This window comes from Burkholderia mayonis, assembly GCF_001523745.2.
In the GTDB taxonomy this organism is placed as follows: Bacteria; Pseudomonadota; Gammaproteobacteria; order Burkholderiales; family Burkholderiaceae; genus Burkholderia; species Burkholderia mayonis.
The window spans coordinates 2,367,789-2,390,505 of record NZ_CP013387.1; the positions used below are offsets into that span (position 1 = coordinate 2,367,789).

The 22,717-nt window shown below is 69.0% G+C and carries 23 protein-coding genes and 2 pseudogenes; 6 read left to right on the plus strand and 19 right to left on the minus strand.

Annotated features, from left to right (window positions below):
• Positions 1–82: 82 nt before the first annotated feature.
• Positions 83–1,126, minus strand: coding sequence for an MDR family NADP-dependent oxidoreductase (locus WS70_RS29500; protein ID WP_059472620.1), 1,044 nt, complete (start codon positions 1,124–1,126; stop codon positions 83–85).
• A 55-nt stretch (positions 1,127–1,181) separates the two neighbouring features.
• Here WS70_RS29500 and WS70_RS29505 point away from each other — a divergent pair, with 55 nt between their 5' ends.
• Positions 1,182–1,955, plus strand: coding sequence for a TetR/AcrR family transcriptional regulator (locus WS70_RS29505; protein WP_226382889.1), 774 nt, complete (start codon positions 1,182–1,184; stop codon positions 1,953–1,955).
• A gap of 256 nt (positions 1,956–2,211) precedes the next feature.
• Here the strand turns inward: WS70_RS29505 and WS70_RS29510 are convergent.
• A pseudogene (locus WS70_RS29510) lies at positions 2,212–2,382 on the minus strand (zinc-dependent alcohol dehydrogenase); the annotation flags it as partial.
• Between the two features lie 288 nt (positions 2,383–2,670).
• Between WS70_RS29510 and WS70_RS29515 the strand changes: the two are divergent.
• Positions 2,671–3,180: a DUF1269 domain-containing protein gene (locus tag WS70_RS29515; RefSeq protein ID WP_059470178.1), complete on the plus strand. Its 510-nt coding sequence runs from the start codon at positions 2,671–2,673 to the stop codon at positions 3,178–3,180.
• 52 nt (positions 3,181–3,232) lie between these two features.
• Here WS70_RS29515 and WS70_RS29520 read toward each other — a convergent pair whose 3' ends face one another.
• From WS70_RS29520 to atpD, 11 genes and pseudogenes are all read right to left on the minus strand, one after another.
• Entirely contained in the window at positions 3,233–3,688 is a 456-nt protein-coding gene (locus WS70_RS29520; RefSeq protein WP_082722203.1) for a hypothetical protein, read from the minus strand.
• A 130-nt stretch (positions 3,689–3,818) separates the two neighbouring features.
• Entirely contained in the window at positions 3,819–4,844 is a 1,026-nt protein-coding gene (adhP, locus tag WS70_RS29525) for an alcohol dehydrogenase AdhP (protein WP_059470180.1), read from the minus strand.
• A gap of 301 nt (positions 4,845–5,145) precedes the next feature.
• Complete coding sequence (locus WS70_RS29530; RefSeq protein ID WP_059596961.1) at positions 5,146–5,997, minus strand: F0F1 ATP synthase subunit gamma; 852 nt, start codon at positions 5,995–5,997, stop codon at positions 5,146–5,148.
• Positions 5,994–7,733 (minus strand): F0F1 ATP synthase subunit alpha, encoded by a 1,740-nt coding sequence (locus WS70_RS29535; protein ID WP_059596960.1) that lies wholly within the window; start codon positions 7,731–7,733, stop codon positions 5,994–5,996. Before WS70_RS29535 ends, WS70_RS29530 begins: the two co-directional genes overlap by 4 nt.
• Positions 7,717–8,466 carry a F0F1 ATP synthase subunit delta gene (locus WS70_RS29540; RefSeq protein ID WP_059470183.1) on the minus strand — a complete coding sequence of 250 codons (750 nt, stop codon included), beginning with the start codon at positions 8,464–8,466 and terminating at the stop codon, positions 7,717–7,719. Before WS70_RS29540 ends, WS70_RS29535 begins: the two co-directional genes overlap by 17 nt.
• Before the next feature lie 13 nt (positions 8,467–8,479).
• Positions 8,480–8,728, minus strand: coding sequence for a F0F1 ATP synthase subunit C (locus WS70_RS29545; RefSeq protein WP_004187193.1), 249 nt, complete (start codon positions 8,726–8,728; stop codon positions 8,480–8,482).
• Entirely contained in the window at positions 8,725–9,426 is a 702-nt protein-coding gene (locus tag WS70_RS29550; RefSeq protein ID WP_059596959.1) for a F0F1 ATP synthase subunit A, read from the minus strand. The genes WS70_RS29545 and WS70_RS29550 overlap by 4 nt, the downstream gene beginning before the upstream one ends.
• Positions 9,423–9,731, minus strand: a complete 309-nt coding sequence (locus WS70_RS29555) for an N-ATPase subunit AtpR (RefSeq protein ID WP_059596958.1) — start codon at positions 9,729–9,731, stop codon at positions 9,423–9,425. The genes WS70_RS29550 and WS70_RS29555 overlap by 4 nt, the downstream gene beginning before the upstream one ends.
• Positions 9,724–10,119, minus strand: a complete 396-nt coding sequence (locus WS70_RS29560; RefSeq protein ID WP_059470186.1) for an AtpZ/AtpI family protein — start codon at positions 10,117–10,119, stop codon at positions 9,724–9,726. The genes WS70_RS29555 and WS70_RS29560 overlap by 8 nt, the downstream gene beginning before the upstream one ends.
• On the minus strand, positions 10,116–10,571 hold the full coding sequence (locus tag WS70_RS29565; protein WP_059470203.1) for a F0F1 ATP synthase subunit epsilon: 456 nt from the start codon (positions 10,569–10,571) through the stop codon (positions 10,116–10,118). The genes WS70_RS29560 and WS70_RS29565 overlap by 4 nt, the downstream gene beginning before the upstream one ends.
• Before the next feature lie 202 nt (positions 10,572–10,773).
• Positions 10,774–12,300: pseudogene (gene atpD / locus WS70_RS29575) on the minus strand (F0F1 ATP synthase subunit beta); the annotation flags it as partial.
• 346 nt (positions 12,301–12,646) lie between these two features.
• On the opposite strand from atpD, the gene WS70_RS29580 reads away from it, so the two are divergent.
• From WS70_RS29580 to WS70_RS29590, 3 genes are read left to right on the plus strand one after another with little or no spacing between them, the layout of a single operon-like run.
• On the plus strand, positions 12,647–14,440 hold the full coding sequence (locus WS70_RS29580) for a PHA/PHB synthase family protein (protein WP_059596957.1): 1,794 nt from the start codon (positions 12,647–12,649) through the stop codon (positions 14,438–14,440).
• A 10-nt stretch (positions 14,441–14,450) separates the two neighbouring features.
• Positions 14,451–15,854, plus strand: a complete 1,404-nt coding sequence (locus WS70_RS29585; RefSeq protein ID WP_059596956.1) for a bifunctional enoyl-CoA hydratase/phosphate acetyltransferase — start codon at positions 14,451–14,453, stop codon at positions 15,852–15,854.
• Entirely contained in the window at positions 15,851–17,029 is a 1,179-nt protein-coding gene (locus tag WS70_RS29590; RefSeq protein ID WP_059470189.1) for an acetate/propionate family kinase, read from the plus strand. The genes WS70_RS29585 and WS70_RS29590 overlap by 4 nt, the downstream gene beginning before the upstream one ends.
• 368 nt (positions 17,030–17,397) lie before the next feature.
• Here the strand turns inward: WS70_RS29590 and WS70_RS29600 are convergent, their stop codons facing one another.
• The 6 genes from WS70_RS29600 to WS70_RS32015 form a co-directional block, all read right to left on the minus strand.
• Positions 17,398–18,339: a 1-phosphofructokinase family hexose kinase gene (locus WS70_RS29600; RefSeq protein ID WP_059470190.1), complete on the minus strand. Its 942-nt coding sequence runs from the start codon at positions 18,337–18,339 to the stop codon at positions 17,398–17,400.
• A 448-nt stretch (positions 18,340–18,787) separates the two neighbouring features.
• Positions 18,788–19,435, minus strand: coding sequence for a BON domain-containing protein (locus WS70_RS29610; protein WP_059470204.1), 648 nt, complete (start codon positions 19,433–19,435; stop codon positions 18,788–18,790).
• On the minus strand, positions 19,432–19,755 hold the full coding sequence (locus WS70_RS32010; protein WP_159082990.1) for a hypothetical protein: 324 nt from the start codon (positions 19,753–19,755) through the stop codon (positions 19,432–19,434). The genes WS70_RS29610 and WS70_RS32010 overlap by 4 nt, the downstream gene beginning before the upstream one ends.
• A 29-nt stretch (positions 19,756–19,784) precedes the next feature.
• Positions 19,785–20,426, minus strand: coding sequence for a cytidine deaminase (locus WS70_RS33500; RefSeq protein ID WP_257791901.1), 642 nt, complete (start codon positions 20,424–20,426; stop codon positions 19,785–19,787).
• A 40-nt stretch (positions 20,427–20,466) separates the two neighbouring features.
• Complete coding sequence (gene deoA / locus WS70_RS29625; RefSeq protein ID WP_059596954.1) at positions 20,467–21,789, minus strand: thymidine phosphorylase; 1,323 nt, start codon at positions 21,787–21,789, stop codon at positions 20,467–20,469.
• A gap of 345 nt (positions 21,790–22,134) precedes the next feature.
• Entirely contained in the window at positions 22,135–22,278 is a 144-nt protein-coding gene (locus tag WS70_RS32015) for a hypothetical protein (RefSeq protein ID WP_159082991.1), read from the minus strand.
• Between the two features lie 241 nt (positions 22,279–22,519).
• On the opposite strand from WS70_RS32015, the gene WS70_RS29630 reads away from it, so the two are divergent.
• Positions 22,520–22,699 carry a hypothetical protein gene (locus WS70_RS29630; protein ID WP_059470205.1) on the plus strand — a complete coding sequence of 60 codons (180 nt, stop codon included), beginning with the start codon at positions 22,520–22,522 and terminating at the stop codon, positions 22,697–22,699.
• Positions 22,700–22,717 lie beyond the last annotated feature (18 nt).

Here is a 22,717-nt window from a genome sequence, read left to right on the forward strand (position 1 = left end):
CCGCTCGAATGGTGAACATGCCTTCGATCGGATGGACTTTGCGTTGCGGAAGTCCATCCGCGCCTATGCCGCTGCCGCACCGCTACAGCTTCACGAGTACCGTTCCGAGATGACGCCCGTGAACCGTGTCGCACAACGCGACGGGCGCCTGCTCCAGTCCATCGATCACCGTATGCGGGAATGAGATGTCTCCGGACCGCAGCCACTCGGGGAACAATTCGAACCATTCCCGCTTGGCCTCCGGATTGTCGTCGGCACTGTAGCCGCGCATCGTGATTCGCTTCAGGAGGATCTGGACCGCGTCGAGCTCGACGGGAGCGACGCGGCCCGTGCCTCGTGCGGCAAGCTGGCCCGACAGCGTTCCGACGATCACGAAGCGCGCGCCCTCCCGGGCGACCGTCACGGCCGCCTGCAGTTGCTCGCCGCCGACGGAATCGATGAAGACGTCGAGACCGCCTTGCGCCGCATCCGCCAATTGGTTCACGAAAGGCTGCTCGCCGCCGCGGATCACCGCTGCGTCGTACCCCAGCTCGGCGACCAGCCGATTCGCCTTCTCGCGCGAGCTGGTGCTGCCGATCACGCGCCCTGCTCCCAGCCGACGCGCGATCTGTCCCGCCATCGAACCGATCGCGCCGCCGGCGCTCGATACGAAAACCCTATCGCCCGGACGGATCTGCACGCCACGGGTCAACGCCGCATAGGCCGTCCAGCCGTGCCCCAGATAGCCAAGATACCCGATCGGCTCCGGCAACGGCTTGCCGACGCGGGAACACGCCTGTACCGGAACCGCGGCGTAATCGCGCCATCCGCTGAAATGCGTGACCATGTCGCCAGGCGATAACGTGCCGCCGGCCGGCGCTTTCACCACCTCGCCGATCGCCTCGCCCCGCAGCGCGTCGCCGGCTCGCAACGCGGGAAAAGGCACGCCCGGCACGTCCTCCGCACCTTCGCTCACCATCGCGCGAAGCGAAGCCGAAATCAGGAAATAGCGGTTGCGAACCAGCACTTCCCCCGCACCGGCCTCCGGCACGGGTACGGTGGCCATTTCGAAATGTTCCGGCGCAGGCAGCCCTTTAAGCCGCGTCTTCAATCTCACCTCGCGACTCATCGGAATAAACGCTGTCATATTTGATCCCCTTGACCCTGTTCGCCCGTCGGGCGAATATGCAGACAATACATTCTTGCTGCAGGGTGCCGACTTGGCTACTCGCATTTCCCGGCCCGCGGACGCGATGCGGAGAGAGCCGCGGCAGAAGCGATCACGCGTCACGATCGATTCGATTCTCGACGCCACAGCTCACGTTCTAGGAGAACGTGGCTGGACGGGACTGACGACGAACATCGTCGCCGACGTCGCCGGGGTCAGTATCGGTTCGCTATACCAGTACTTTCCGAACAAGCTCGGATTGGTCGAAGCAGTCAGGCGGCGGCATTTCGAAGAAGTGCTCAACGCACTGCGCACGGCGGCAAACACCAGAACGCCTTACGCGATGCGCATCGAGGCTTTCGTCGACGGCGTCATCGCGGCCCATAGCCGCTATCCGGCCGCTCACAAGGTCCTGCTCGAAGAAGCGCCGCGCAGCGCCGATGCGCGGCGTCTCCACGACGAATTTGGCGCATGGTACGAGAAAGGGTGCCGGGCGCTCGTCCAATGCACGGCCGGCGCACGCGAAGGCGATGATCGCCTGCGCATTTCCGCTCGTGTGCTGGCGTCCGCGGTCGCCGGCGTCGTACACGACGCAGCCCAGCAGCGCACGCTGGACGCACTGGACCTCAGACGGGAACTGATCGCACTGGTCGAATCCATCTGCAAGAACAATCGCTCACGGCGCCACGACAATACGGGTGCTATCGCCGGTCATACGGACAGACATCCGGCCGCACCGGACGCAAACGCCGTCGCCGCGGATGCCGGTTGCGTCGCGGCGTCCACGGAGCGCCACTTCGGAAAGTGACGCCAGCGCGTGCGTCAACCGCACCAGCACGCGCCAGTCGACGATGACGAGAAGCACGCGTTCCGTGTAAGCCCGTCGAATGGCTCGCGCACGCGACACAATGCCGAAAGCAACGCTCCGGTCACGATCGGCAACGCGCGTTGTCAACGGGAGCGAGAACCCGAAGAGGCAGGTGTTTTGCGCATGCCTCGATCGAGCGGGCAAGCGAGGATGCAGGCGAAAGTGCGAGCGCGGGCGCGCACGAGCCCTTCGGCCGCGAAATCGCGATCCATTGGCCGGGACGCGTGTCGGTCACGCGAATGCCTTTGTAGACGGTCACGCCCGTGCACACGATCGGCGCGATCTCGTCGAACGCGACGTTGCTCGGCAAATGGCCGACATAGTTCGGACCGGCGACTCCATACTCCGCGTAGCTGCCGTTCATCGAACCTCATGTCGGACGCCGGCCGGTCAGCCAAAAGAGGCTTTTCGGAAAACGATCGGGCTAATGGCGCAAGAAAACGCCAGAGCGAACACGCCGCGCAGAACCGGTGCCAAGCCCGTTCCGCGTGCGCCCCCAACGCGACGCAACGCTTGTCACAGACCCGGTTTCGCCTAGACTTCGCTGTATAGGCTTCGAACAGCAGGCCTATCACGCACGCGCCTCGCCGGGTAAAACGCCATCGAAGTCATTGGTCCGACGCATGTGCCCGGGCGAACCCTGACAGAGGTCATCATGAGACGGATCTATTTCCTGCTGCCCGACGCGGACATGGCACGGGTGATCGTTGACGAGCTGCTGCTCAAGCGCATTGAATGGCGGCGCATCCACGTCATCGCGAACGACATGGTTCCGCTGGAGAATCTGCCCGAAGCGTCGATCACCCAAAGCAGCGACCTGTTGCCGGCGCTCGCCCGCGGAACCGCCGCGGGCGGCGTCACCGGCGCGCTCGCCGGGCTGGTCGCGATCGTGTTCCCGCCCGCCGGCCTGACGATTGCGGGCGGCGCGGTGGTCGCGCTCGCCGTCGCCGGAGCGGGCTTCGGTGCGTGGGTCGGCACGATGATCGGCGTGAGCGTGCCGAATACCCGGTTGAAACACTTCCAGGACGCCGTCGAAAATGGGGAATTGCTGATGATGATAGACGTGCACCGCGACCGGGTCGAAGAAATCGAAGCGCTAGTCAAGCAGCATCACCCAGAGGCACACCTCGAAGGCACCGATCCGACCATTCCCGCATTCCCTTGATGCAAGTCAGGCTGCGGCTGTTCCAAGCCGCCCATCGGGACCGAATTCCTACCTATCCGCCAATCAGATCCTGCATGTCGTCGCCGGCAGAGTGGGGATAGCCGCCGGGATAAGCTCGAAGGTCCGCTCGTACCCGATTGACCCACGGATTCCCGGCAACGCCGGCCGGATAATCACAAGGCGACTGTCTCATTCTCACGACCTCGCCGGCTCTCAACGCAGCCGCCACCGACTCGGTCAGCTCGGAGCGAAAGTCGCGCCGATACCGATAGAAGTCGTCGGCCGACACGATGAGATTGACGGGTCTGGACAAATGAACCGGCGTGCTCTCGCCGGTATACGCATCCGGAAAATCCAGCATTTCGTGGATTTCCAGCGTGTAGCGATCGTCGAGCGATCGCAAGCTGAGCTGATATGTCCGACATGCGCCGTTCACTTCGCGCACCTGCAGCCGGTAGCGATGAACAGGCGCCCTCGCTTCATTATTTGCGTTCGATTCTTTGATCACGTTTTCCAGTCATTCCTTAGCGTTCTGTCATCCGCGACTTCGGCAAGACGACGTCAGCCGCGGTGAAGCAGCCGCACGTTTTCGAGCCTCGGGCAAGCGCAGGCGGCCCCGCCGCCCGCGCTCCTTTGCATCACTCCCCCGTCAACACGATCCGCCCATCGACCTTTCCGGCCCGCAGCGACGCGAATATGTCGTTGATGTTCTCGAGCCTGTCGCGATGAATATGCGCGCGCACGAGCCCTTCGGCCGCGAAATCGAGCGATTCCTGCAAATCGCGCCGCGTGCCGACGATCGACCCGCGCACCGTGATCCCGTTGAGCACCGTCGAAAAAATCGGCAGCGGAAAATCGCCGGGCGGCAGTCCGTTCAGCGCGACCGTCCCGCCGCGCCGCACCATCCCGAGCGCCTGCGCGAACGCGCCGCGCGAGACGGCCGTCACGAGCACGCCGTGCACGCCGCCGATCTCTTTCTGAATCACCGCCGCGGGATCGCTCGTCGACGCGTCGACGACGAACTTCGCGCCGAGCTTGCGCGCAAGCTCGAGCTTCTCCGGCGCGACGTCGACCGCCACGACGTGCAGCCCCATCGCATTCGCATACTGGACCGCGACGTGCCCGAGCCCGCCGATCCCCGAAATCGCGATCCATTGGCCGGGGCGCGTATCGGTCACGCGAATGCCCTTGTAGACGGTCACGCCCGCGCACAGGATCGGCGCGATCTCGTCGAACGCGACGTTGCTCGGCAGATGGCCGACGTAGTTCGGATCGGCGACCACGTACTCCGCGTAGCTGCCGTTCACCGAATAGCCGGTGTTCTGCTGCTCGTGGCACAGCGTCTCCCAGCCGGTCTGGCAATACTCGCAATGGCCGCATGCGGTGTAGAGCCACGGCACGCCGACGCGATCGCCTTCCTTCACGTGCTTGACGCCTCCGCCCACCGCCGAGACGAAGCCGACGCCCTCATGTCCCGGAATGAACGGCAGCGTCGGCTTGACGGGCCAGTCGCCGTCGGCCGCGTGCAGATCGGTATGGCACACGCCCGATGCCTTGATGTTCACGAGAATCTGGCCCGGTGCGGGTGTCGGCACGAGAACTTCCTCGATGCGAAGCGGTTCGCCGAATGCGTGCACCACCGCCGCCTTCATGTATTGCGCCATCAGTCGCTCCTGGTTGGTTCGATGACCGATCGAGTATCGATCACGCGCCGCGCCGGTCATTGACGTGCGTCAACCGCGCCCGGCACGCCGCGCGGTCTCATTGACGATTCGCTCCCTTTTCGGGATGTCGACGCGCGCCGCCGCTCGCGGCGGCTCACGATCCTGCGGACGTGCGGCCGTTCGCCGTGCATGCGCTCGCCCGCGTCGGGCGCAGCGCTCACCGCGCACGTGCATGCATCGTTCTCGGCCACGGACACCGGCCATCTCGGCGCGCGGGACGCGAGGCTCGGGGCAACCGCATTCACAACGCACTCGCCGCCAATTCGACGATGTCCGCCGTGATCTCGTCCTGCCGCGCGATCCGGTAGGCCTGCAACAGCTCGCCGAGCTTGCGTTCGACCGATTCGCGCGCGGCGATCATCGCGCGCGTGCGCGCCTCGTTCTCCGCGGCGAACGCGAGCATCGCCGCATCGCACAGCTCGACGAACACGTATGCCTGCGCGAGTTCCGCGAGCAGCGTCGCGGGTGGCAGATGCACGAGCGGCGGCTGTGCGCGCGGCTCGGTATCGAAGCGCGCGTAGTCGAACGGCAACAGGCGGCGCTCGACCATGTCGAGCTGCTGCGCCGCAGCCGGCATCGCGTGGACGATCGATACCGGCTGCGCGCCGCGCACCGTCAGATGCGCGTACAGCGCGTCGGTGATCCGGTTCGCGAGGTGCACGACGTCGTCCGCGTGCGACGCCATCGGCGTGCTCCAGACGAGCGGCACGCCGCCAGCCTCGGCGAGCATCGCGCCGCGCGTGCCGACCATCATGTATTCGCGCGTCGCGGCCGCCGCATCGGGCCGCGTCGCGTAATCGATCAGTTGCGCGTTGTACGCACCGACGAAGCCCTGCTCGCTGCACAGCACGATGACGAGCCGCGCGCGCGGCGCGCCGCGTCGCGCGGCCGCGGCTTCGAGCGAAGGCGCGCCGGCCGACAACGCGTCGCCGATCGCCGCGCCGACCGTCGCCGCCGATGCGCGGATCCCCGGCAAGCGCTGCTGCGCCTCGTGCGCGCGCGCGGCGGCGACGCCCTGCATCGCGCCAATCACCGTCTGCAACTGACGCGCGGTGTCGGTGCGCGCTTCGATCGCGGCGAGCTTGTCGCTCATCGCTTGCGCTCCGGTTCGGCTTCGGGCTTGGCTTCGGGCTTGGGCTTGGCTTTCGCGTTGGCTTTCGCGCTGACGCTGGCGTTGGCGTTGGCTTCAGCGCCGCCTTCGGCTTCGGTTCCGGCGTCGCCATCGAGCGAGCGATCGACCGCGCCGCCGACGTCGCCCGCCGCATCTTCCGCATGCATGTGTCCCGCCGTGCGATCCGTCGCATCGGCCGTGATCCGTTCGATCAGCTCGCCGATCGACTCCGCGAGCGTCGCGAGCGCCGCGTCGTCCGCGAGCCAGTCGAGGGGCGGCGCGCCCGCCGGCGACAGCGCCGCGATCCGCGCATCGAGCCACGACGGCAGCCGGTCGCGCAGCGGCGCGACGCGATCCGTCGACATCGTATCGAGCGCACCCGCCGCGAGCGCCTTCAGCAGCACGACTTCGTCGAGCGTTCGCAGCGCGCGGAAGCGCGGCTGCGTGATCAACGCGCGAATCCGCTCGCCGCGCGTGATCTGCGCGCGCAGCCGCGCATCGGTGAGCCCGCCGAAGCGCGTGAACGCCTCCAGCTCGAGAAACTGCGCGTAGTCGAGCCGCAAGCGGCCCGACGCGCTGCGCAGCGCCGGATGCTGCGCCTTGCCGCCGACGCGGCTCACGCTCAGGCCGACGTCGACCGCCGGCCGCTGGTTCGCGGCGAACAGCGCCGAATCGAGCACGATCTGCCCGTCGGTGATCGAGATCAGGTTCGTCGGAATGTACGCGGCGAGATTGCCCGCGTCGGTCTCCGCGATCGGCAGCGCGGAAAGCGACCCGCCGCCGAGCTTCGCGGACAGCTTCGCCGCGCGTTCGAGCAGGCGCGCGTGCACGTAGAAGATGTCGCCTGGATATGCCTCGCGGCCGGGCGGCTCGCGCGTGAGGAGCGCGAGCTCGCGGTGCGTCGCCGCGTGCTTCGTCAGGTCGTCGACGACGACGAGCGCATGCTGCCCGCGATCCCGGAAATACTCGGCGATCGAAAAGCCCGCGAACGGCGCGACCCATTGCAGCCCCGGCGCGGACGCGGCCGGCGCGACGACGAAGATGCAGCGCTCGGGCGCGCCGTAGCGGCGCACCGCGTCGATCACGCGCCGCACCGCGCTCGCGCGCTGGCCGATCGCGACGTACACGCAGATCACGTCCGAATGCCGCTGGTTGACGATCGCGTCGATCGCGAGCGACGTCTTGCCCGTCGCGCGATCGCCGATGATCAGCTCGCGCTGGCCGCGTCCGATCGTGAAGAGCGCGTCGACGATCAGCACGCCGGTGTCGAGCGGCTCGCTGACGAGATCGCGGTCGATGATCGCAGGCGCGGGGCGCTCGATCGGCAGCGTGTCCGTCGTGCCGAGCGGCGGGCCTTCGTCGAGCGGACGGCCGAGCGGATCGACGACGCGTCCGAGCAGTTGCGGGCCGACCGGCACTTCGAGCACCGCGCCCGTACGCATGACGGCCGCCTGCGCTTCGACGCTCGCGTCCGGATCGAGCAGCACGACGCTGATCAGATCCTCGTCGAGCGTGTGCGCGAAACCCGTGACGCCGCCGTCGAAACGCAGCACTTCGTTGAGCATCGCGTCCCGCAGCCCGGACACGAACGCGATCCCGTCCACGACGCGCTCGACGCGTCCGACCGCCTGCGCGACGGGCGCGAGCGCCACCCGCGCGAGCGCATCGCGGCGACGCGTGAGCCAGGCCGCATCGGTTGCATCAGTGGCCGCCGTCATCGTCGCTCAGCAATGCCGCCTCGATGGTCGCGAGATCCTGGCGCAAGCTGTTGCGCACGGTCGCGTATTTCGATTCGAACTCGAGCCCGGCGATCAGCGCCGGATCGACGCGCACGTCCGGCTCGAGCGGTCGTCCGACGCTCGCCGCGAACGCCGCGCGGCACGCGGCTGCTTCCTGCGCGGTCAATGCGCGCGGTGCGACGAGCTGGACCTGCGCGTCGTCTGCGGCGAGCGCCGCGCGCACGTCTTCCGGCAGTTGCGCGAGCGACGCCGCGACGCCGTCGACGAAGCCCGCGACGCGCGCGCTGTCGGGCAAGCGCGCGAGCAGCTTCGCCGCGATGTCGACCGCGAGGCGCGTCGCGCGCGCGTCGAGCTCCTTCGCACGCTGCGCGGCGTCGGCTTCCGCTTGCGCGCGCGCCGCGTCGCGCAGCGCCTGTGCATCGGCGCGCGCCTGTTCGATCAAACGCTCACGCTCGGCGGCCGCCTGCGCGAGCGCTGCCTTCAATGCGTCGTCGCGCGCCGCGGCGAACGACGCGCGCTCGGCATGCGCGCGCTCGTGCTCGGCGCGCGCGGCGTCGCGCTCGTGCGCCGCATCGTCGATCAGCTTGCGCGCGGCGGCCTGGCGCTTCGCGATGATGTCGCTGACGGGACGAAACAGGAAGCGCGACAGCAGCCACACGAGCACGACGACGTTGATCGCCTGCAACGCGAGCGTGGACCAGTCGATTCGCATCGCCGCCCCCTCGTCACTTGACGAACGGATTCGCGAACAGCAGCAGCAGCGCGACGACGAGGCAGTAGATCGCCATCGTCTCGATCATCGCGAGCCCGACGAACAGCGTGCGCGACACGGTGCCGGACGCATCGGGCTGCCGCGCGATCGCATCCATTGCCGCGCCGACCGCGCGCCCTTCGGCGAGCGCGGGACCGATCGCGCCGAACGACACCGCGAGCGCGGCCGCCGCGATGCTGACCACTTCGATGAGATTGTTCATGAGTTCTCCTGCCCGCGCCGCGGCGCGGAAGTTTCGTCACCCGACACGGCCGCGCCGATGAACACCATCGACAGCACCATGAAGATGTACGCCTGCACGGTGCCTGTCAGCAGATCGAGCGCCATCAGCGGAATCGGCACGAACAGACCGGCGAGCGACAGCACGATGCCGATCACGAATACGCCGCTCATCACGTTGCCGAACAGACGCACGATCAGCGAGAACGTGCGCGTCAGCTGCTCGACGACGTTGAGCGGGATCATCACCCACGTCGGCTCCGCGAACGTCGCGAGATAGCCGCGCAGGCCGCGCACGCGCACGCCGTAGTAGAGCGTCGCGGCAAGCACGACGAGCGCGAGCGCGGCGTCGGTCTCGAGATGCGCGGTCGGCGGCTCGACGCCCGGCACGAGCGACGCGCTGTTCGCGCAGAACACGAGCACGAAGATCGTGCCGATCAGCGCGCGGTAGCGGGCGGGCGGCGTCTGCATCGTGTCGACGATCTGCGCGTCGATCGTCGCGACGAACAGCTCGAGCACGCTCTGCAGCCGCGACGGCGCGTCGACGCTCAGCCGCTTGCGCGCGAAGAGCGCGAGCGCGACGAGCACGGCCATGATCCCCCACGTCGCGAGCACGGGCTCCGAGATACCGACGGGACCGATCGAGAACATCGGCACGGTCGACAGCGGCGACGCGTTCATCGCCGCGCGCCCGTCAATGCGCCCGTCCAGCGGATCGCGAACGCGCGCGCGACGAACAGCCCCGCCGAGCCGGCGACGAGCGCGTCGACGCCGATGCGCGCGAGCACGACGAGCACCGCGACCGTGAGCGCGATCCGCACCAGTTGCAGCACGAGCGCCGCGCCCGCGCGGCCTTCGACAAACAGGCGGCTGTTCCAGCCGAGCGACACGAAATGACACGCGCCCGTCGCGAGTCCGGCGGCGAGCCCGATCGCGACGGCGATGCCGTCGAGCGACGCGCGCGCGGTTTCCAAAATTTCACTCATCGCGATCTCCGTCCTGTTGACCTTTCATCCAGCGCCATGCGAGCCAGAAGCCGAGCGCCGCGCCGAGCATCAAGAGCGGCGCGGAGAAGAACACGCGCGACGCGAACACGCGATCGAGCCAGCGGCCGAGCGCGAGCGCGGCGAGCGTCGGCGCGAGGATCGTCCAGCCGAGCACGCCGATCTGCGCGAGACGCCTGCCGAGCGACGGCTCCGGATCGCGCGCGCCGCGCGCCGCACGCCGCGCGGCCGTGCGCGCCGCCTGCTCGACGCGGTCGGCTGCCGGGCCGTGCGCGTCGGGCCGCGCGGCCGGCTGCGCGCCGGATCGGGCCGCGCGCCGCGCGCCGGGCTCGCCGTCGCGCTTCGCATCGGGCGCGGACGGCTTCGTCATTCGAGCGTCTCCGGCTTGCGCGGCGCGTGCATGCCGTCCTTCGAATGCGCGGGCCGCAGATACGTGAGCAACCGCCGCATCGCCTGCGCGTGCAGCCGCGTCTCGTCGACCCGCGCGCGACGTTTCTCGTCGAGCTGCGTCGCGCGCACGCCGCGCACGATCGCGTCGAGTTCGGCGAGCGACTCGCCGAGCACCGCCTCACGGCACGCGATCTCGATCCGCGCGCCGCGCGTCACGCGCAGCACGCCGCCGTCGAGCGCGGCGTAGTGCATTGCGCCGTCGACGGTGCGCCAGCGCACGACCGACGCACGCAGCAGCGTGACGAAATCGACGTGGCCCGCGCGGATGCCGAACGAGCCGCTCGCGTCCTCGGCGCGCAGCGACGCGATCGGCAGATCATCGATGCACACGCGCGCCGGCGTCGCGATCGCGAGGCGCAGCTCAGCGGACATGCGGCACTCCCTGCGGCGCGGTGGAAGCGGAATCGCGCTCGGGCGCACGAGCGGCCGCGTTCGTCGTATTCGTCGTATTCGTCGTATTCGTCGCGTTCGTCGCGTTCGTCGCGTTCGTCGCGTTCGTCGCACCGTCCGCGTTCATGGACGACGCGTTCCCTGCTTGGTCGTTTTGCGGCGAGTCTTTCGAGACGCTCGGCGCAGCGCCCGGCGTTTCGCCCGCCGCGCCGCCGCGCGCAGCCGATGCGCCGCCGCCCGCCCCGCCCGCGCCATCGCGCCGCGCGTCGGCTTCGCGCGCCGCTTCTTCCTTGCGCCGCGCATCGCCGAGCGTGCCGACCATGTATAGCGAGCTCTCGCGCCAGTCGTCGCAGTCGCCGCGCAGGATCGCGCGGCAGCCGGCGATCGTGTCGGCGATCTCGACCGACGCGCCCGCTTGACCCGTGAACGCCTCGGTCACCGCGAACGGCTGCGTCAGGAAGCGCTGCAGCCGGCGCGCGCGGCCGACGATCCGCCGATCGTCCGCGCCGAGTTCGTCGATGCCGAGCAGCGCGATCACGTCCTGCAGCTCACGGTAATGCTCGATCACGCGGCGCACCTCGATCGCGACCTCGACATGCTCGTCGCCGACGACGAGCGGATCGAGCAGGATCGACGACGACGCGACCGGATCGATCGCCGGATACATCCCTTCGGCCGCCATCGCGCGCGACAGCACGACCATGCTGTCGACGTGCGCGGCGATCGCGGTGACGGCCGGATCGGTGAAATCGTCGGCGGGCACGTACACGGCCTCGATCGCCGTGACCGCCGCGCCCTCGACCGACGCGATCCGTTCCTGCAATGCGGCGACCTCGCTCGCGAGCGTCGGCTGGTAGCCGACCCGCGACGGCAGCCGCCCGAGCAGCCCCGACACCTCGGCGCCCGCCTGCACGAAGCGAAATACGTTGTCCATCAGGAGCAGCACGTTTTGCGCGCGCTCGTCGCGGAAATATTCGGCGATCGCGAGCGCGGTGAGCGGCACGCGCCAGCGCGCGCCGGGCGGCTCGTTCATCTGCCCGTAGACGAGCACCGTGCGGGCGAGCACGCCGGAGCCGCGCATGTCGAGCAGCATCTCGTGCCCTTCACGCGAACGCTCGCCAATGCCCGCGAACACCGAAATCCCGCGATAGCGCTCGACCATCGCGTGGATCAGCTCCATCACGAGCACCGTCTTGCCGACGCCCGCGCCGCCGAACATCGCCGCCTTGCCGCCCTGCGCGAGCGGCGCGAGCAGGTCGATCACCTTGATGCCGGTCGCGAACAGCGCGGTCGCGCTCTTCTGCTCGGACAGCGGCGGCGCGCCGCGGTGGATCGGCCGGCGCGCGGCGTCGGGCGCGAGCGCCGCGCCGTCGTCGCCGGGCTCGCCCGTCACGGTCAGCAGGCGGCCGAGCACCGCGTCGCCGACCGGCACGCGGATCGGCCCGCCCGTCGCCCGCACGGCGGCGCCGCGCTTGAGCCCGCCCGTCGGGCCGAGCGCGAGCGCGCGCACCGCGGCGTCGCTCAGGTGCGCGTGCACCTCGGCGAGAATCGGCGCCGCGCCGTCGATCGGAATCACGAGCGCGTCGTTCAGCGCGGGCAGCGCGCCGCCGTCGAACGCGACGTCGACGACCGCGCCGCGCACCGCGACGACCCGTCCGTCGCGCGCCGCTTCCGCCGCAGTCGTGCCGTTCGTCGCATGCTGATCCGTCACCGTCGCTCCCGTCTGACTTGTCCGTCGATGGCTTCACCATAACGGCGCACGCGGCGTGCCGGCTGATCTCGGTCAACAAACGGGAAATCGCCAGATGAATCCGTGCGCGATGCGATACGCGACGATTGCGCGGCCGTTACGCGATTCGCTCGGCTTCCATTGATGCAAATCAGATTCCGCAGATCTATGCGTCGCTACAGTAGCCGTGTCAGTGATCGTCGACGCATGCCGTCGAAGCGCACGGCGGGCGACTGCGCCCGCCGCGCGGCTTCGCGCTCGGCCGGCCGCACCGGCTGCCTCGGTTCGTCATGTCGTCGCCCGCGTAGCGCCAGCCGAAGGAAGCCCGATGGATACACGCCATACCCCTGAATCCGGCGCGCCCGCAGCGCCGCTGCCCGCCCACCCGCCCGCGTCGTACGAGCAGGAAAGTCCGTACCGCGTATTCGATTTCGCGAAGGAGGCCGCGCTCGCGAAGCTGACGTCCGGCCTGTCTCCCGCCGCGCTGCAGCTCGCGCTGTCCGACTGGCTGATTCACCTCGCGGCCGCGCCCGGCAAGCGCGCCGAGCTCGCGTCGCTCGCGATGAAGCATGCCGCGCTGCTCACCGAGTACCTGTTCGAAGCGACGACCGGGCGCACGCCCGCGGCGCTCGCGCAGCCGTCGCCCGGCGACCGGCGCTTCCGCGCGAACGTGTGGCAGCTCGAGCCGTACCGCTTCTGGCACCAGGCGTTCCTGCTCGCCGAGCAATGGTGGCGCGCGGCGACCCACGAAGTGCCCGGCGTGTCGCGCCACCACGAGGACGTCGTCGCGTTCTCCGCGCGGCAGATGCTCGACACGTTCGCGCCGGCGAACTACGTCGCGACGAATCCGGAGGTCGCGCAGCGCACCGTGCTGTCGTGCGGCACGAACCTCGCGCAGGGCGTGTGGAATTATCTGGACGACGTCCGGCGCCTGATGACGAAGCTGCCGCCCGCGGGCGTCGAGCGCTTCCAGGTCGGCAAGGACGTCGCGACGGCGCCCGGCCGCGTCGTGTTCCGCAATCATCTGATCGAACTGCTGCAATACGGCCCGGCAACGCCCGACGTCTACGCGGAGCCGGTCCTCATCGTGCCCGCGTGGATCATGAAGTACTACATTCTCGATCTGTCGCCGCACAACTCGCTCATCCGCTATCTGGTCGGCGAGGGGCACACGGTGTTCTGCGTCTCGTGGCGCAACGTCGCCGCGAGCGACCGCGATCTGAGCCTCGACGACTACCGCCGGCTCGGCGTGATGGATGCGCTCGACACGATCGGCAAGATCGCGCCCGGCGCGAAGATCCATGCGGCCGGCTACTGTCTCGGCGGCACGCTGCTGTCGATCGCGGCCGCGGCGATGGCGAACGCGGGCGACGAGCGCTTCGCGTCGATCACGCTGCTCGCCGCGCAAACGGACTTCACCGAGCCGGGCGAGCTGCAGCTCTTCATCGACGAAAGCGAGATCTACTTCCTCGAAAGCATGATGTGGGAGCGCGGGTTTCTCGGCGCGCACCAGATGGCGGGATCGTTCCAGTTGCTGATGTCGAACGACTTGATCTGGTCGCGCATGATCCACGACTACCTGCTCGGCGAACGCACGCCGATGATCGACCTGATGGCGTGGAACGCCGACTCGACGCGAATGCCGTACCGGATGCATTCCGAGTATCTGCGCCACTTGTTCCTCGACAACGATCTCGCGACGAACCGCTACGTGATCGACGGGCAGACGGTGTCGGTGCACAATATCCACGCGCCGTTCTTCGTCGTCGGCACCGAGCACGATCACATCGCGCCGTGGCGCTCGGTTTACAAGATCCACTATCTGACCGACAGCGACGTGACGTTCGTGCTGACGGCGGGCGGCCACAACGCGGGCATCGTCAGCGAGCCCGACCATCCGAAGCGCCATTACCGGATGAAGGTCACGACCGCCGAAGCGCCGAGCATCTCGCCCGACGAATGGCTCGCCGGCGCGACCGATTGCAAAGGCTCGTGGTGGCCCGCGTGGCATGCGTGGCTCGCCGAGCATTCGAGCGCGCAGCGCGTCGCACCGCCGCGGCTCGGCAAGCCCGGCGCGGAAACGCTCGGCGACGCGCCGGGCACCTACGTGTTCCAGAAATAAGGAGCGCCGCGTGGAGCGCGAAATCCTGCAGAACCGGCCGTTCGAATCGCTCGCGATCGGCGACAGCGCGTCAGTCGTGCGCGCCGCGTCGCGCGACGACATCGACCTGTTCGCCGCGATGTCCGGCGACGTCAATCCAGCGCACCTCGACGCGGCGTTCGCCGCGCACGACCTGTTCGGCCACGTCGTCGTTCACGGGATGTGGACGGGCGCGCTCGTGTCCGCGGTGCTCGGCACGAAGCTGCCGGGGCCGGGCACGATCTATCTCGAACAGACGCTCGAGTTCCGGCATCCGGTCGCCCCGGGCGACACGGTCACGGCGACCGTGACCGTCAAGGAGAAGCATCCGGAGAAGCGGATCGTGCTGCTCGACACGCGCTGCACGAACCAGGACGGCCAGGTCGTGCTGCGCGGCACCGCGACCGTGATCGCGCCCGACAAGCCGATCGCGTGGGAACGCGCGCCGGCGCCGGACGTCGCGGTGCGCCGCCACGACCGCTACGAGACGTTCGTGCGCGACGCGCGCGAGCAGCCGCCGCTGCGCACCGCGGTCGTCCATCCGTGCTCGCCGGACGCGATCCGCGCGGCGATCGACGCGCGCGACGAGCACCTGATCGATCCGATCCTGATCGGCCCCGAAGCGAAGATCCGCGCGGCGGCCGAAGCGGCCGGCGTGAATCTCGCGGGCGTGTCGATCGAAGCGGTCGAACACAGCCATGCGGCCGCCGCGCGCGCGGTCGAGCTGGGCGGCATGGGCCAGGTCGCCGCGCTGATGAAGGGCAGCCTGCATACCGACGAGCTGCTCGCCGCGGTCGTCGGCCCGGCGTCGCTGCTGCGCACCGAGCGGCGCATCAGCCACGTCTACGCGATGGACGTGCCCGCGTATCCGAAGCCGCTCCTCATCACCGACGCGGCGATCAACATCGCGCCGACGCTCGAACAGAAGCGCGATATCTGCCAGAACGCGGTCGACCTGCTGCACCTGCTCGGCATCGAGCGGCCGCACGTTGCGGTGCTCGCGGCGGTCGAGACCGTCAACCCGAAGATGCCTTCGACGCTCGACGCGGCCGCGCTCACCGTAATGGCCGCGCGCGGGCAGATCTCGGGCGCGATCGTCGACGGGCCGCTCGCGTTCGACAACGCCGTGAGCGCGATCGCCGCGCAGTCGAAGGGCATCACATCGCCCGTCGCGGGCCAGGCCGACATCCTGCTCGTGCCCGATCTCGAAGCGGGCAACATGCTCGCGAAGCAGCTGATGTACTTCGCGGGCGCCGACGGCGCGGGCCTCGTGCTCGGCGCGCGGCTGCCCATCATCCTGACGAGCCGCGCGGACAGCCTGCGCGTGCGGATCGCGTCCGCCGCGCTCGCGAAGCTCGTCGCCGAGAGGACGCGCAGCGGCGCGCTCGCACCATGAGCGAGCCGCTGCTGCTGACGTTCAACGCCGGTTCGTCGACGCTGAAGATCGGCCTCTACAGCGTCGCGAACGGCGAGCCCGCGCCGCTCGGACGCGGCAAGATCGACTTCAACCGGACGCCGTTGCAGTTCGAATACTCGAACGGCGGCGACGCACGCACCGTTCCGCTCGCCGCGCCCGTCACCGACGACCTGCACGAAGTGCTCGACGAAGCACTCAACTGGATCGCGTCGCATCTGTCGCTGCACGAACTGGTATCGGTCGGCCATCGCGTCGTGCATGGCGGCGACGTATTCGACGGGCCGGTCGCCCTCGACGATCGTACGCTCGACGCGATTACCGCGCTCGTGCCGCTCGCGCCGCTGCATCAGCCGCAGAGCGTGCGTTTGATTCGCGCGCTGCGCCATCTGCGTCCGCATCTGCCGCAGGTCGCGTCGTTCGACACCGCGTTCCATCGGACGCAGTCCGATCTCGTGCGGCGCTTCGCACTGCCGCGCGCGCTGTTCGACGAAGGCGTCAAGCGCTACGGTTTTCATGGGCTGTCTTACCGATACGTCGCCGGACGGCTGCGCGAGCGGCATCCGGCGCTCGCGCGCGGCAAGATCGTCGCCGCGCACCTCGGCAGCGGCGCGAGCCTCTGCGCGCTCGACGCCGGCGTGAGCCGCGACACGAGCATGGGCTTCTCGACGCTCGACGGGATTCCGATGGCGACGCGCTGCGGCGCGCTCGACGCAGGCGTCGTGCTGCACCTTCAAAAGATGCTCGGCTATTCGGTCGATGCGGTCGAGCAGATGCTGTATCACCGCTCCGGCCTGCTCGGCGTGTCCGGCGTGAGCGGCGACGCGCGCGTGCTGCTCGCCGATCGTTCGGACGGCGCGCGCGACGCGCTCGAGCTGTTCGCGTTCCGGATCGCCGGCGAGACCGCGCGGCTTGCGGCGACGCTCGGCGGCCTCGACGCGCTCGTGTTCACCGCGGGCATCGGCGAGCATCAGCCCGAAACGCGCGCCGCGGTGTGCGAGCGGCTGCGCTGGCTCGGCGTCGAGCTCGATGCCGACGCGAACGCGCACAACGCGGAGATCGTCAGCCGCGACGCGAGCCGCATCGCGGTGCTCGTCGTGCCGACCGACGAGGAACAGGTGATCGCGCGGGATGCGGCGTCGGTCCTGCATGTCTGAGCGCGTGGACCGGTTGGGCGGTTCTTCGGGCCGCCCTCCGGTCCGATGCGCATCATTCCGGAGCGGAATGCGCGGATCGTCCGCCTGATCCGCATCGCGTGACGCGCTGCGCTGCGCGTCACGTGTCATGCGACCGCGCCGGCCGCGTCTCGGCGATCGAACGCTTCCGGGCTTTCGAACGAACACACGAGCGATCGCCCGGTGCAACCGACACGGCATCTCCGCAGGCTGCGCAGCACGTTGCCGACCGGCCCGCTGGCGCCCACGCGAGCAACCGCATGCGCGTGACCGGCGGAATCGGGCGCGGAGCCGAATCGCAAGATGCGGTCCACGACGAGGATGCCGAAAGGGCGCCGGGCGCGCAGGCGTCACGCCTCGACCGTCCCCGGCAATTCCCGATAGATCCGCTCGACGTCTTCCCTCGTGCACAACGCGGTGCCCGCGCTCAGCAGCGACGCCGACGCGGCTGCGAGCGCGTAGCGCGACGCATCGGCGACGCTCGCGCCGCGATTGAGCGCGTCGACGAGCCCCGCGACGAAGCTGTCGCCCGCACCGATCGCGCTGCGCACCGCAACGCGCACGCCCGGCAGCCGCACCGCGTCGTCGCGCGATGCGATGAGCGCGCCGGCGTCGCCGAGCGTCAGCGCGACGATCCGCGCGCGACCGCTGTCGACGATCGCGCGCGCTGCCGCGAGGCGCTCGGCGTCGTCGCCGAGCGGCAGCCCCGTCAGCGCGCGCAACTCGCCGAGGCTCGGCTTGACCAGATAAACGCCCGCTTCGAGCGCCGCCGCGAGCGCCGGTCCCGACGTATCGACGACCGTCCGCACGCCGCGCGCGTTCGCGAGCCGCGCGAGACGGCCGTAGCAATCGTCCGGCATCCCGGGCGGCAGGCTGCCGCTCATCACCAGAAAGCGCGACGCGTCGGCGAGCCGCGCGAGCGCATCGAGGCAGCGCGGCCATTCGTCGGGCGCGAGCGTCGGCCCCGGCAGCACGAAGCGGTACTCGCGCCCTGTCGACGTTTCGAGCACCGAGAAGTTTTCTCGCGTCTCGTCGATGACGTCGATGCAGCTCGCGCGCACCCGCTCGTCGGCTAGCAGCCCGCGCAGCGCGCGACCGGTATCGCCGCCCGCGAGATAGAGCGCCGTGCAATCGGCGCCGAGGCGCGTCAGCACGCGCGCGACGTTGATCCCGCCGCCACCCGGGTCGCGCCGCGCGGGTCCGCAGCGCAGCTTGCGGGTATCGGTCACGCGGTCGACGGACGTCGCGACGTCGACGGCGGGATTCGGCGTGATGGTGACGATTTCGGTCATCGTGCAAAAAGGTTCACAACGGAAAGGAAACCAGAAGATCGAGCGCGGCTACGGAGGTCGTGCGCCGCACCTGTTCGAGTTGGCGTCGAACTGTCCGCATCGGCGCGTGTCCACGGCACGGCCGTTGGCCGTTGGCCGTTGGCCGTTGGCCGTTGGCCGTTGGCCGTTGGCCGTTGGCCGTTGGCCGTTGGCCGTTGGCCGCTGGCCGCTGGCCGCTGGCCGCTGGCCGCTTGCCGCTTGCCGCTTGCCGCTTGCCGCTTGCCGCTTGCCGCTTGCCGCTTGCCGCTTGCCGCTTGCCGCTTGCCGCTTGCCGCTTGCCGCTTGCCGCTTGCCGCTTGCCGCTTGCCGCTTGCCGCTTGCCGCTTGCCGCTTGCCGCTTGCCGCTTGCCGCCAGTCAGTGTCGAACGCCGCGCGGGCGACGCGCAAGCGCCGCTCGCACGGCCCGCGCCTACGCGACGGTCAGATGATCGACGACCTCGCGCACGCCCTTGACCGACCATGCTGCGCCGCACGCCGCGCGCCGCTCGACGAGCGAATCGACGATGCCGGACAGCGTGACGACGCCGTCGCGCTCGTCGACGTCGATATGCGTGGCCTCGCGCTGCGCGCGCCGCGCGAGCGCATCCGCAACGCGCTCGCGCACGGCTTCGCTCGCGTCGTGCAAGTGCACGTCGATCCGGTTGACGACGCCAATCACGCCCCGCATCCGGCTCACGACCGTTTCGGCCGCCTGCCGCTGATAGCCGAACTCGACTTCGCCCGTGAGCGTCACGCAGCCCTCGTCGACGTCGACGTGAATCTCCTGCCCCGCCAGCCCTTCCTGCCACGCGAGCGCCGACACGATCGCGGCGGCGAGCACTTCATCGTCACGCGGCGATTCGTTCGGCAGCACCTTCAACTCGAGCACAAGCGCCCGCGCGCCGGCGATGCGCTGCGCAGCCTTCTGTGCCGCGTACTTCTGCGCCCAGCTCGGCACGAAGCCCCGCAGCGTCACGATGCGGTCGTGCACCGACACGTCGATCTGCCGCGCATCCAGCGACGGATCCCAATACAGTTCCTGTTCGACATCTTGCTTGAGCGCAGCATCGGATTTCATCGTCGTCTCCTCGCCGACCGGTTTCGATAAGCGGCCGCCGCAGCGAAAAAACGCGCACGGCGGCGCATGCGATCCAGCATCGCGCATTGCGCGGCACGGACCTTGATGCGCGTCAATGAAGGGAACATGACAGACGAATGCAAAGCGGCGCGGCAGCGCGATCGGCGGCGGGCGATGCAGCACGGAAAGATCCGGCTCTCGCCGGTTTCGGCGGCCTGCCGCCCGAGCCCGGACACGCGGGAAGCCGACGAAATCTGCGAGGAAAAGCGAAAAAACGCGGAAATCGCGCGGAACGCGGCGCGGCGCGACGAATCGCGCACGCCCCGCCCCGTCGACGCCGAGCCGCGCGTCACGCCAGATAGAACGCGTCAGGCAGCAAGTCGCCCGCATTCGTCACGCGCACGTCGCCCTTCATGTTCGTCAGCACGACCTCGAGCATCGGCTTGCCGAGCTCGATCATCACCTGCCGGCACGCGCCGCACGGCGCGATCGGCCCGTCCGTCTCGCCGACGACCGCGATCGTCGCGAACTCGCCCGGCCGATAGCCGGCCGCGAGCGCCGAGAACAACGCGGTGCGCTCCGCACAATTGCACAGCCCGTACGACGCGTTCTCGACGTTGCAGCCGTGGAAGACCTTGCCGTCCTTCGTTGCGAGCGCCGCGCCGACCTTGAAGTTCGAATACGGCGCGTAGGCCTTTTCGCGCGCAGCCTTTGCGGCTTCGATCAATGCGTTGTGCGTCATGTCGTGTTCCCTCGTTCGTTGATTCGATGTTCCGTGATTCGGTTCTTGTGCTGCGATTGCGTGTCGGGCCTCGATTGTCGAGCGATGAGCGATGAGCGATAAGCCTTGAGCCTTGAGCGAGCGTCGCGCGTCGCAAAGTCCGTCGACCACGTCGCGGATGCCGCAAGCTGCGCCGCGGCTCCGCACGGTGCGATCCGGGCGGCGGCGGGATCGACGTCGCGCGCTCACGCGTCTCGGCGCCGGTTGCATCCGATGCCTTCGACGCGCCCGATGCGTCCGGCACGCCCGCTCAGTCGATCACCGCATAGACGACGCGCGTCTCCGCCGGCTGCTCCGCGCCGATCCGATAGGCACGCCGCACGGCGTCGGCGGCCCGCTTTGCCGCATCGACGTCGCGCGCGTGCACGAGCGCGAGCGGCTGCCCCGCATCGATGCGCGCGCCCAGCCCGGCGAGCGCGGACAGCCCGACCGCGTAATCGAGCGCGTCGCCGATCTTCGCGCGCCCGCCGCCCAAGCCGACGACCGCGAGCCCGAGCGCGCGCGCGTCGATCCGCTCGATCCAGCCGGCGCGCTCGGCGGGAACGGGCACGACGACCGCCGCGCGCGGCAGATGCCGATCGGGCTGCTCGATCAGATCCGCCGGCCCGCCGAGCGCCGCGACCATCCGCGCGAAGCGCTCGGTGGCCGCGCCCGATTCGAGCGAGGCGCGCAGTTGCCGGCGCGCGTCGTCCGCGTTCGCGGCGAGGCCGCCCATCGTCAGCATCTGCGACGCCAGCGCGAAGCTGACCTCGTGCAGCCGCGCGGGGCGCGCCGCGCCCGTCAGAAAGTCGATCGCGCAGCGCACCTCGATCGCGTTGCCCGCGCACGGCGCGAGCGCCTGGTTCATGTCGGTCAGCATCGCGGCCGTCTTCACCCCCGCGCCGTTGCCGACATCGACGATGCTGCGCGCGAGCTCGGCCGACTTCTCGACGGTCGGCATGAACGCGCCGGAGCCGACCTTTACGTCCATCGCGAGCGCGTCGATGCCCGCCGCGAGCTTCTTCGACAGGATCGACGCGGTGATCAGCGAGATCGACTCGACGGTCGCCGTCACGTCGCGCACCGCGTAAATCCGCTTGTCGGCGGGCGCGAGCTGCGCGGTCTGGCCGACGATCGCGACGCCGGCGTCGCGCACGACGCGGCGCAGCATGTCGACGGACGGCGCGACGTCGTAGCCCGGAATCGCTTCGAGCTTGTCGAGCGTGCCGCCCGTGTGGCCGAGCCCGCGGCCCGAGATCATCGGCACGTAGCCGCCGCACGCGGCGACCATCGGCCCGATCAGGAGCGACGTCAGATCGCCGACGCCGCCCGTCGAATGCTTGTCGACGACGGGGCCGCTCAGGCGCTCGCCGCGCCAGTCGAGCACGTCGCCGGAATCGCGCTGCGCGAGTGTCAGCGCAATCCGCGCGGACAGCGGCAGCTCGTTGAAATAGACCGCCATCGCGAACGCTGCGATCTGCCCTTCGGTCACGTCGCCCGTCGTCACCCCGCGCACGAAACGCTCGACGTCGGCTGCGTCGAGTGGCTTGCGGTCGCGTACCTTGCGGATGAATTCCTGCGGAAGAAAGGTCATAGATTGCGTAAATGTTCGATTTTCAAAAACACAAATACATCCCGAATAGCAACATGTCCCGCTATGCGCCCCACCGGTCAAGCCCTCGCCGAGACCAAACGACCGGGCGGAAATCTCATGAAGAGGGACGCTATCACGGACGCGCAATCCGCACACGAAGTCCTGACGCACCGCGAAGGCTCGATCGATTGCGACGACACGGGCCCGCGATGAAATGGATCGAGGATCTGGCTGCACGGACACTTCATATTCGACGAACGGACGCGATTGTCGAGCCTCGCCCGCGTCGTGCACGACATACCCAAGCGTCCTGGCCGCATCGCCGGACGGTTTGCTGACGAGATGCTACGGATTCCTGATGGCGAACGCGATCGCATCGGTACGGCTATGGAAGCGCTTGGTCGGCATGACGCGCATTGCGGCCTTGGCCAGCGCTTTCTGTCCGCGGTCCCGATCGAGTTCGAGCTTCACGTTATCGGGGGTATACACCCCCAAATCGGCACGAGGCGGCGAAGCTCCGAGCGAATCGCTCCAGCGCCTGCGGATTCCGGCAAGCGTACGGTTCGACACGGCGCACGGCGGCGGCTCGACATGTCGAGCTCGAGGGGCAGCGAATCGACGCATATCGCCAGACAGCCGGGAGATTTGGCATATCACTCTAACCGGGAATTTTCCTGTTAAGAAAGCAATGCTTGCGGTCGTTAAGAAGGCTTATAGACAGGGGGTCGATATGCTCTACGCCATCTTGACGCCGAAAGCGGAAGCACCGCTCGGCTACTACGATTCGCCGGTGACGCCGACACTGGAAGACATGGCCGACCATCTTGCCAAGGCGATGGGATTTGACGATCGCGAAGATTGGATGGAGACGTATGGCGTCGAGAAGCTCGGCTATGCGCCGGTTCACTAACTTTGTCAGCGCGCGAAG

Coding starts and splice junctions, on each gene's coding strand:
- WS70_RS29535 (WP_059596960.1), bottom strand. CDS start 7,733: ATGACGGCGGCCACTGATGCAACCGATGCGGCCTGGCTCACGCGTCGC.
- WS70_RS29555 (WP_059596958.1), bottom strand. CDS start 9,731: ATGAGTGAAATTTTGGAAACCGCGCGCGCGTCGCTCGACGGCATCGCC.
- WS70_RS29530 (WP_059596961.1), bottom strand. CDS start 5,997: ATGAGCGACAAGCTCGCCGCGATCGAAGCGCGCACCGACACCGCGCGT.
- WS70_RS29560 (WP_059470186.1), bottom strand. CDS start 10,119: ATGACGAAGCCGTCCGCGCCCGATGCGAAGCGCGACGGCGAGCCCGGC.
- WS70_RS29630 (WP_059470205.1), top strand. CDS start 22,520: ATGCTCTACGCCATCTTGACGCCGAAAGCGGAAGCACCGCTCGGCTAC.
- WS70_RS29515 (WP_059470178.1), top strand. CDS start 2,671: ATGAGACGGATCTATTTCCTGCTGCCCGACGCGGACATGGCACGGGTG.
- WS70_RS29590 (WP_059470189.1), top strand. CDS start 15,851: ATGAGCGAGCCGCTGCTGCTGACGTTCAACGCCGGTTCGTCGACGCTG.
- WS70_RS29580 (WP_059596957.1), top strand. CDS start 12,647: ATGGATACACGCCATACCCCTGAATCCGGCGCGCCCGCAGCGCCGCTG.
- WS70_RS29545 (WP_004187193.1), bottom strand. CDS start 8,728: ATGAACAATCTCATCGAAGTGGTCAGCATCGCGGCGGCCGCGCTCGCG.
- WS70_RS29600 (WP_059470190.1), bottom strand. CDS start 18,339: ATGACCGAAATCGTCACCATCACGCCGAATCCCGCCGTCGACGTCGCG.
- WS70_RS33500 (WP_257791901.1), bottom strand. CDS start 20,426: ATGCAACCGGCGCCGAGACGCGTGAGCGCGCGACGTCGATCCCGCCGC.
- WS70_RS29565 (WP_059470203.1), bottom strand. CDS start 10,571: ATGTCCGCTGAGCTGCGCCTCGCGATCGCGACGCCGGCGCGCGTGTGC.
- adhP (WP_059470180.1), bottom strand. CDS start 4,844: ATGGCGCAATACATGAAGGCGGCGGTGGTGCACGCATTCGGCGAACCG.
- WS70_RS29610 (WP_059470204.1), bottom strand. CDS start 19,435: ATGAAATCCGATGCTGCGCTCAAGCAAGATGTCGAACAGGAACTGTAT.
- WS70_RS29500 (WP_059472620.1), bottom strand. CDS start 1,126: ATGACAGCGTTTATTCCGATGAGTCGCGAGGTGAGATTGAAGACGCGG.
- deoA (WP_059596954.1), bottom strand. CDS start 21,789: ATGACCTTTCTTCCGCAGGAATTCATCCGCAAGGTACGCGACCGCAAG.
- WS70_RS29550 (WP_059596959.1), bottom strand. CDS start 9,426: ATGAACGCGTCGCCGCTGTCGACCGTGCCGATGTTCTCGATCGGTCCC.
- WS70_RS29540 (WP_059470183.1), bottom strand. CDS start 8,466: ATGCGAATCGACTGGTCCACGCTCGCGTTGCAGGCGATCAACGTCGTC.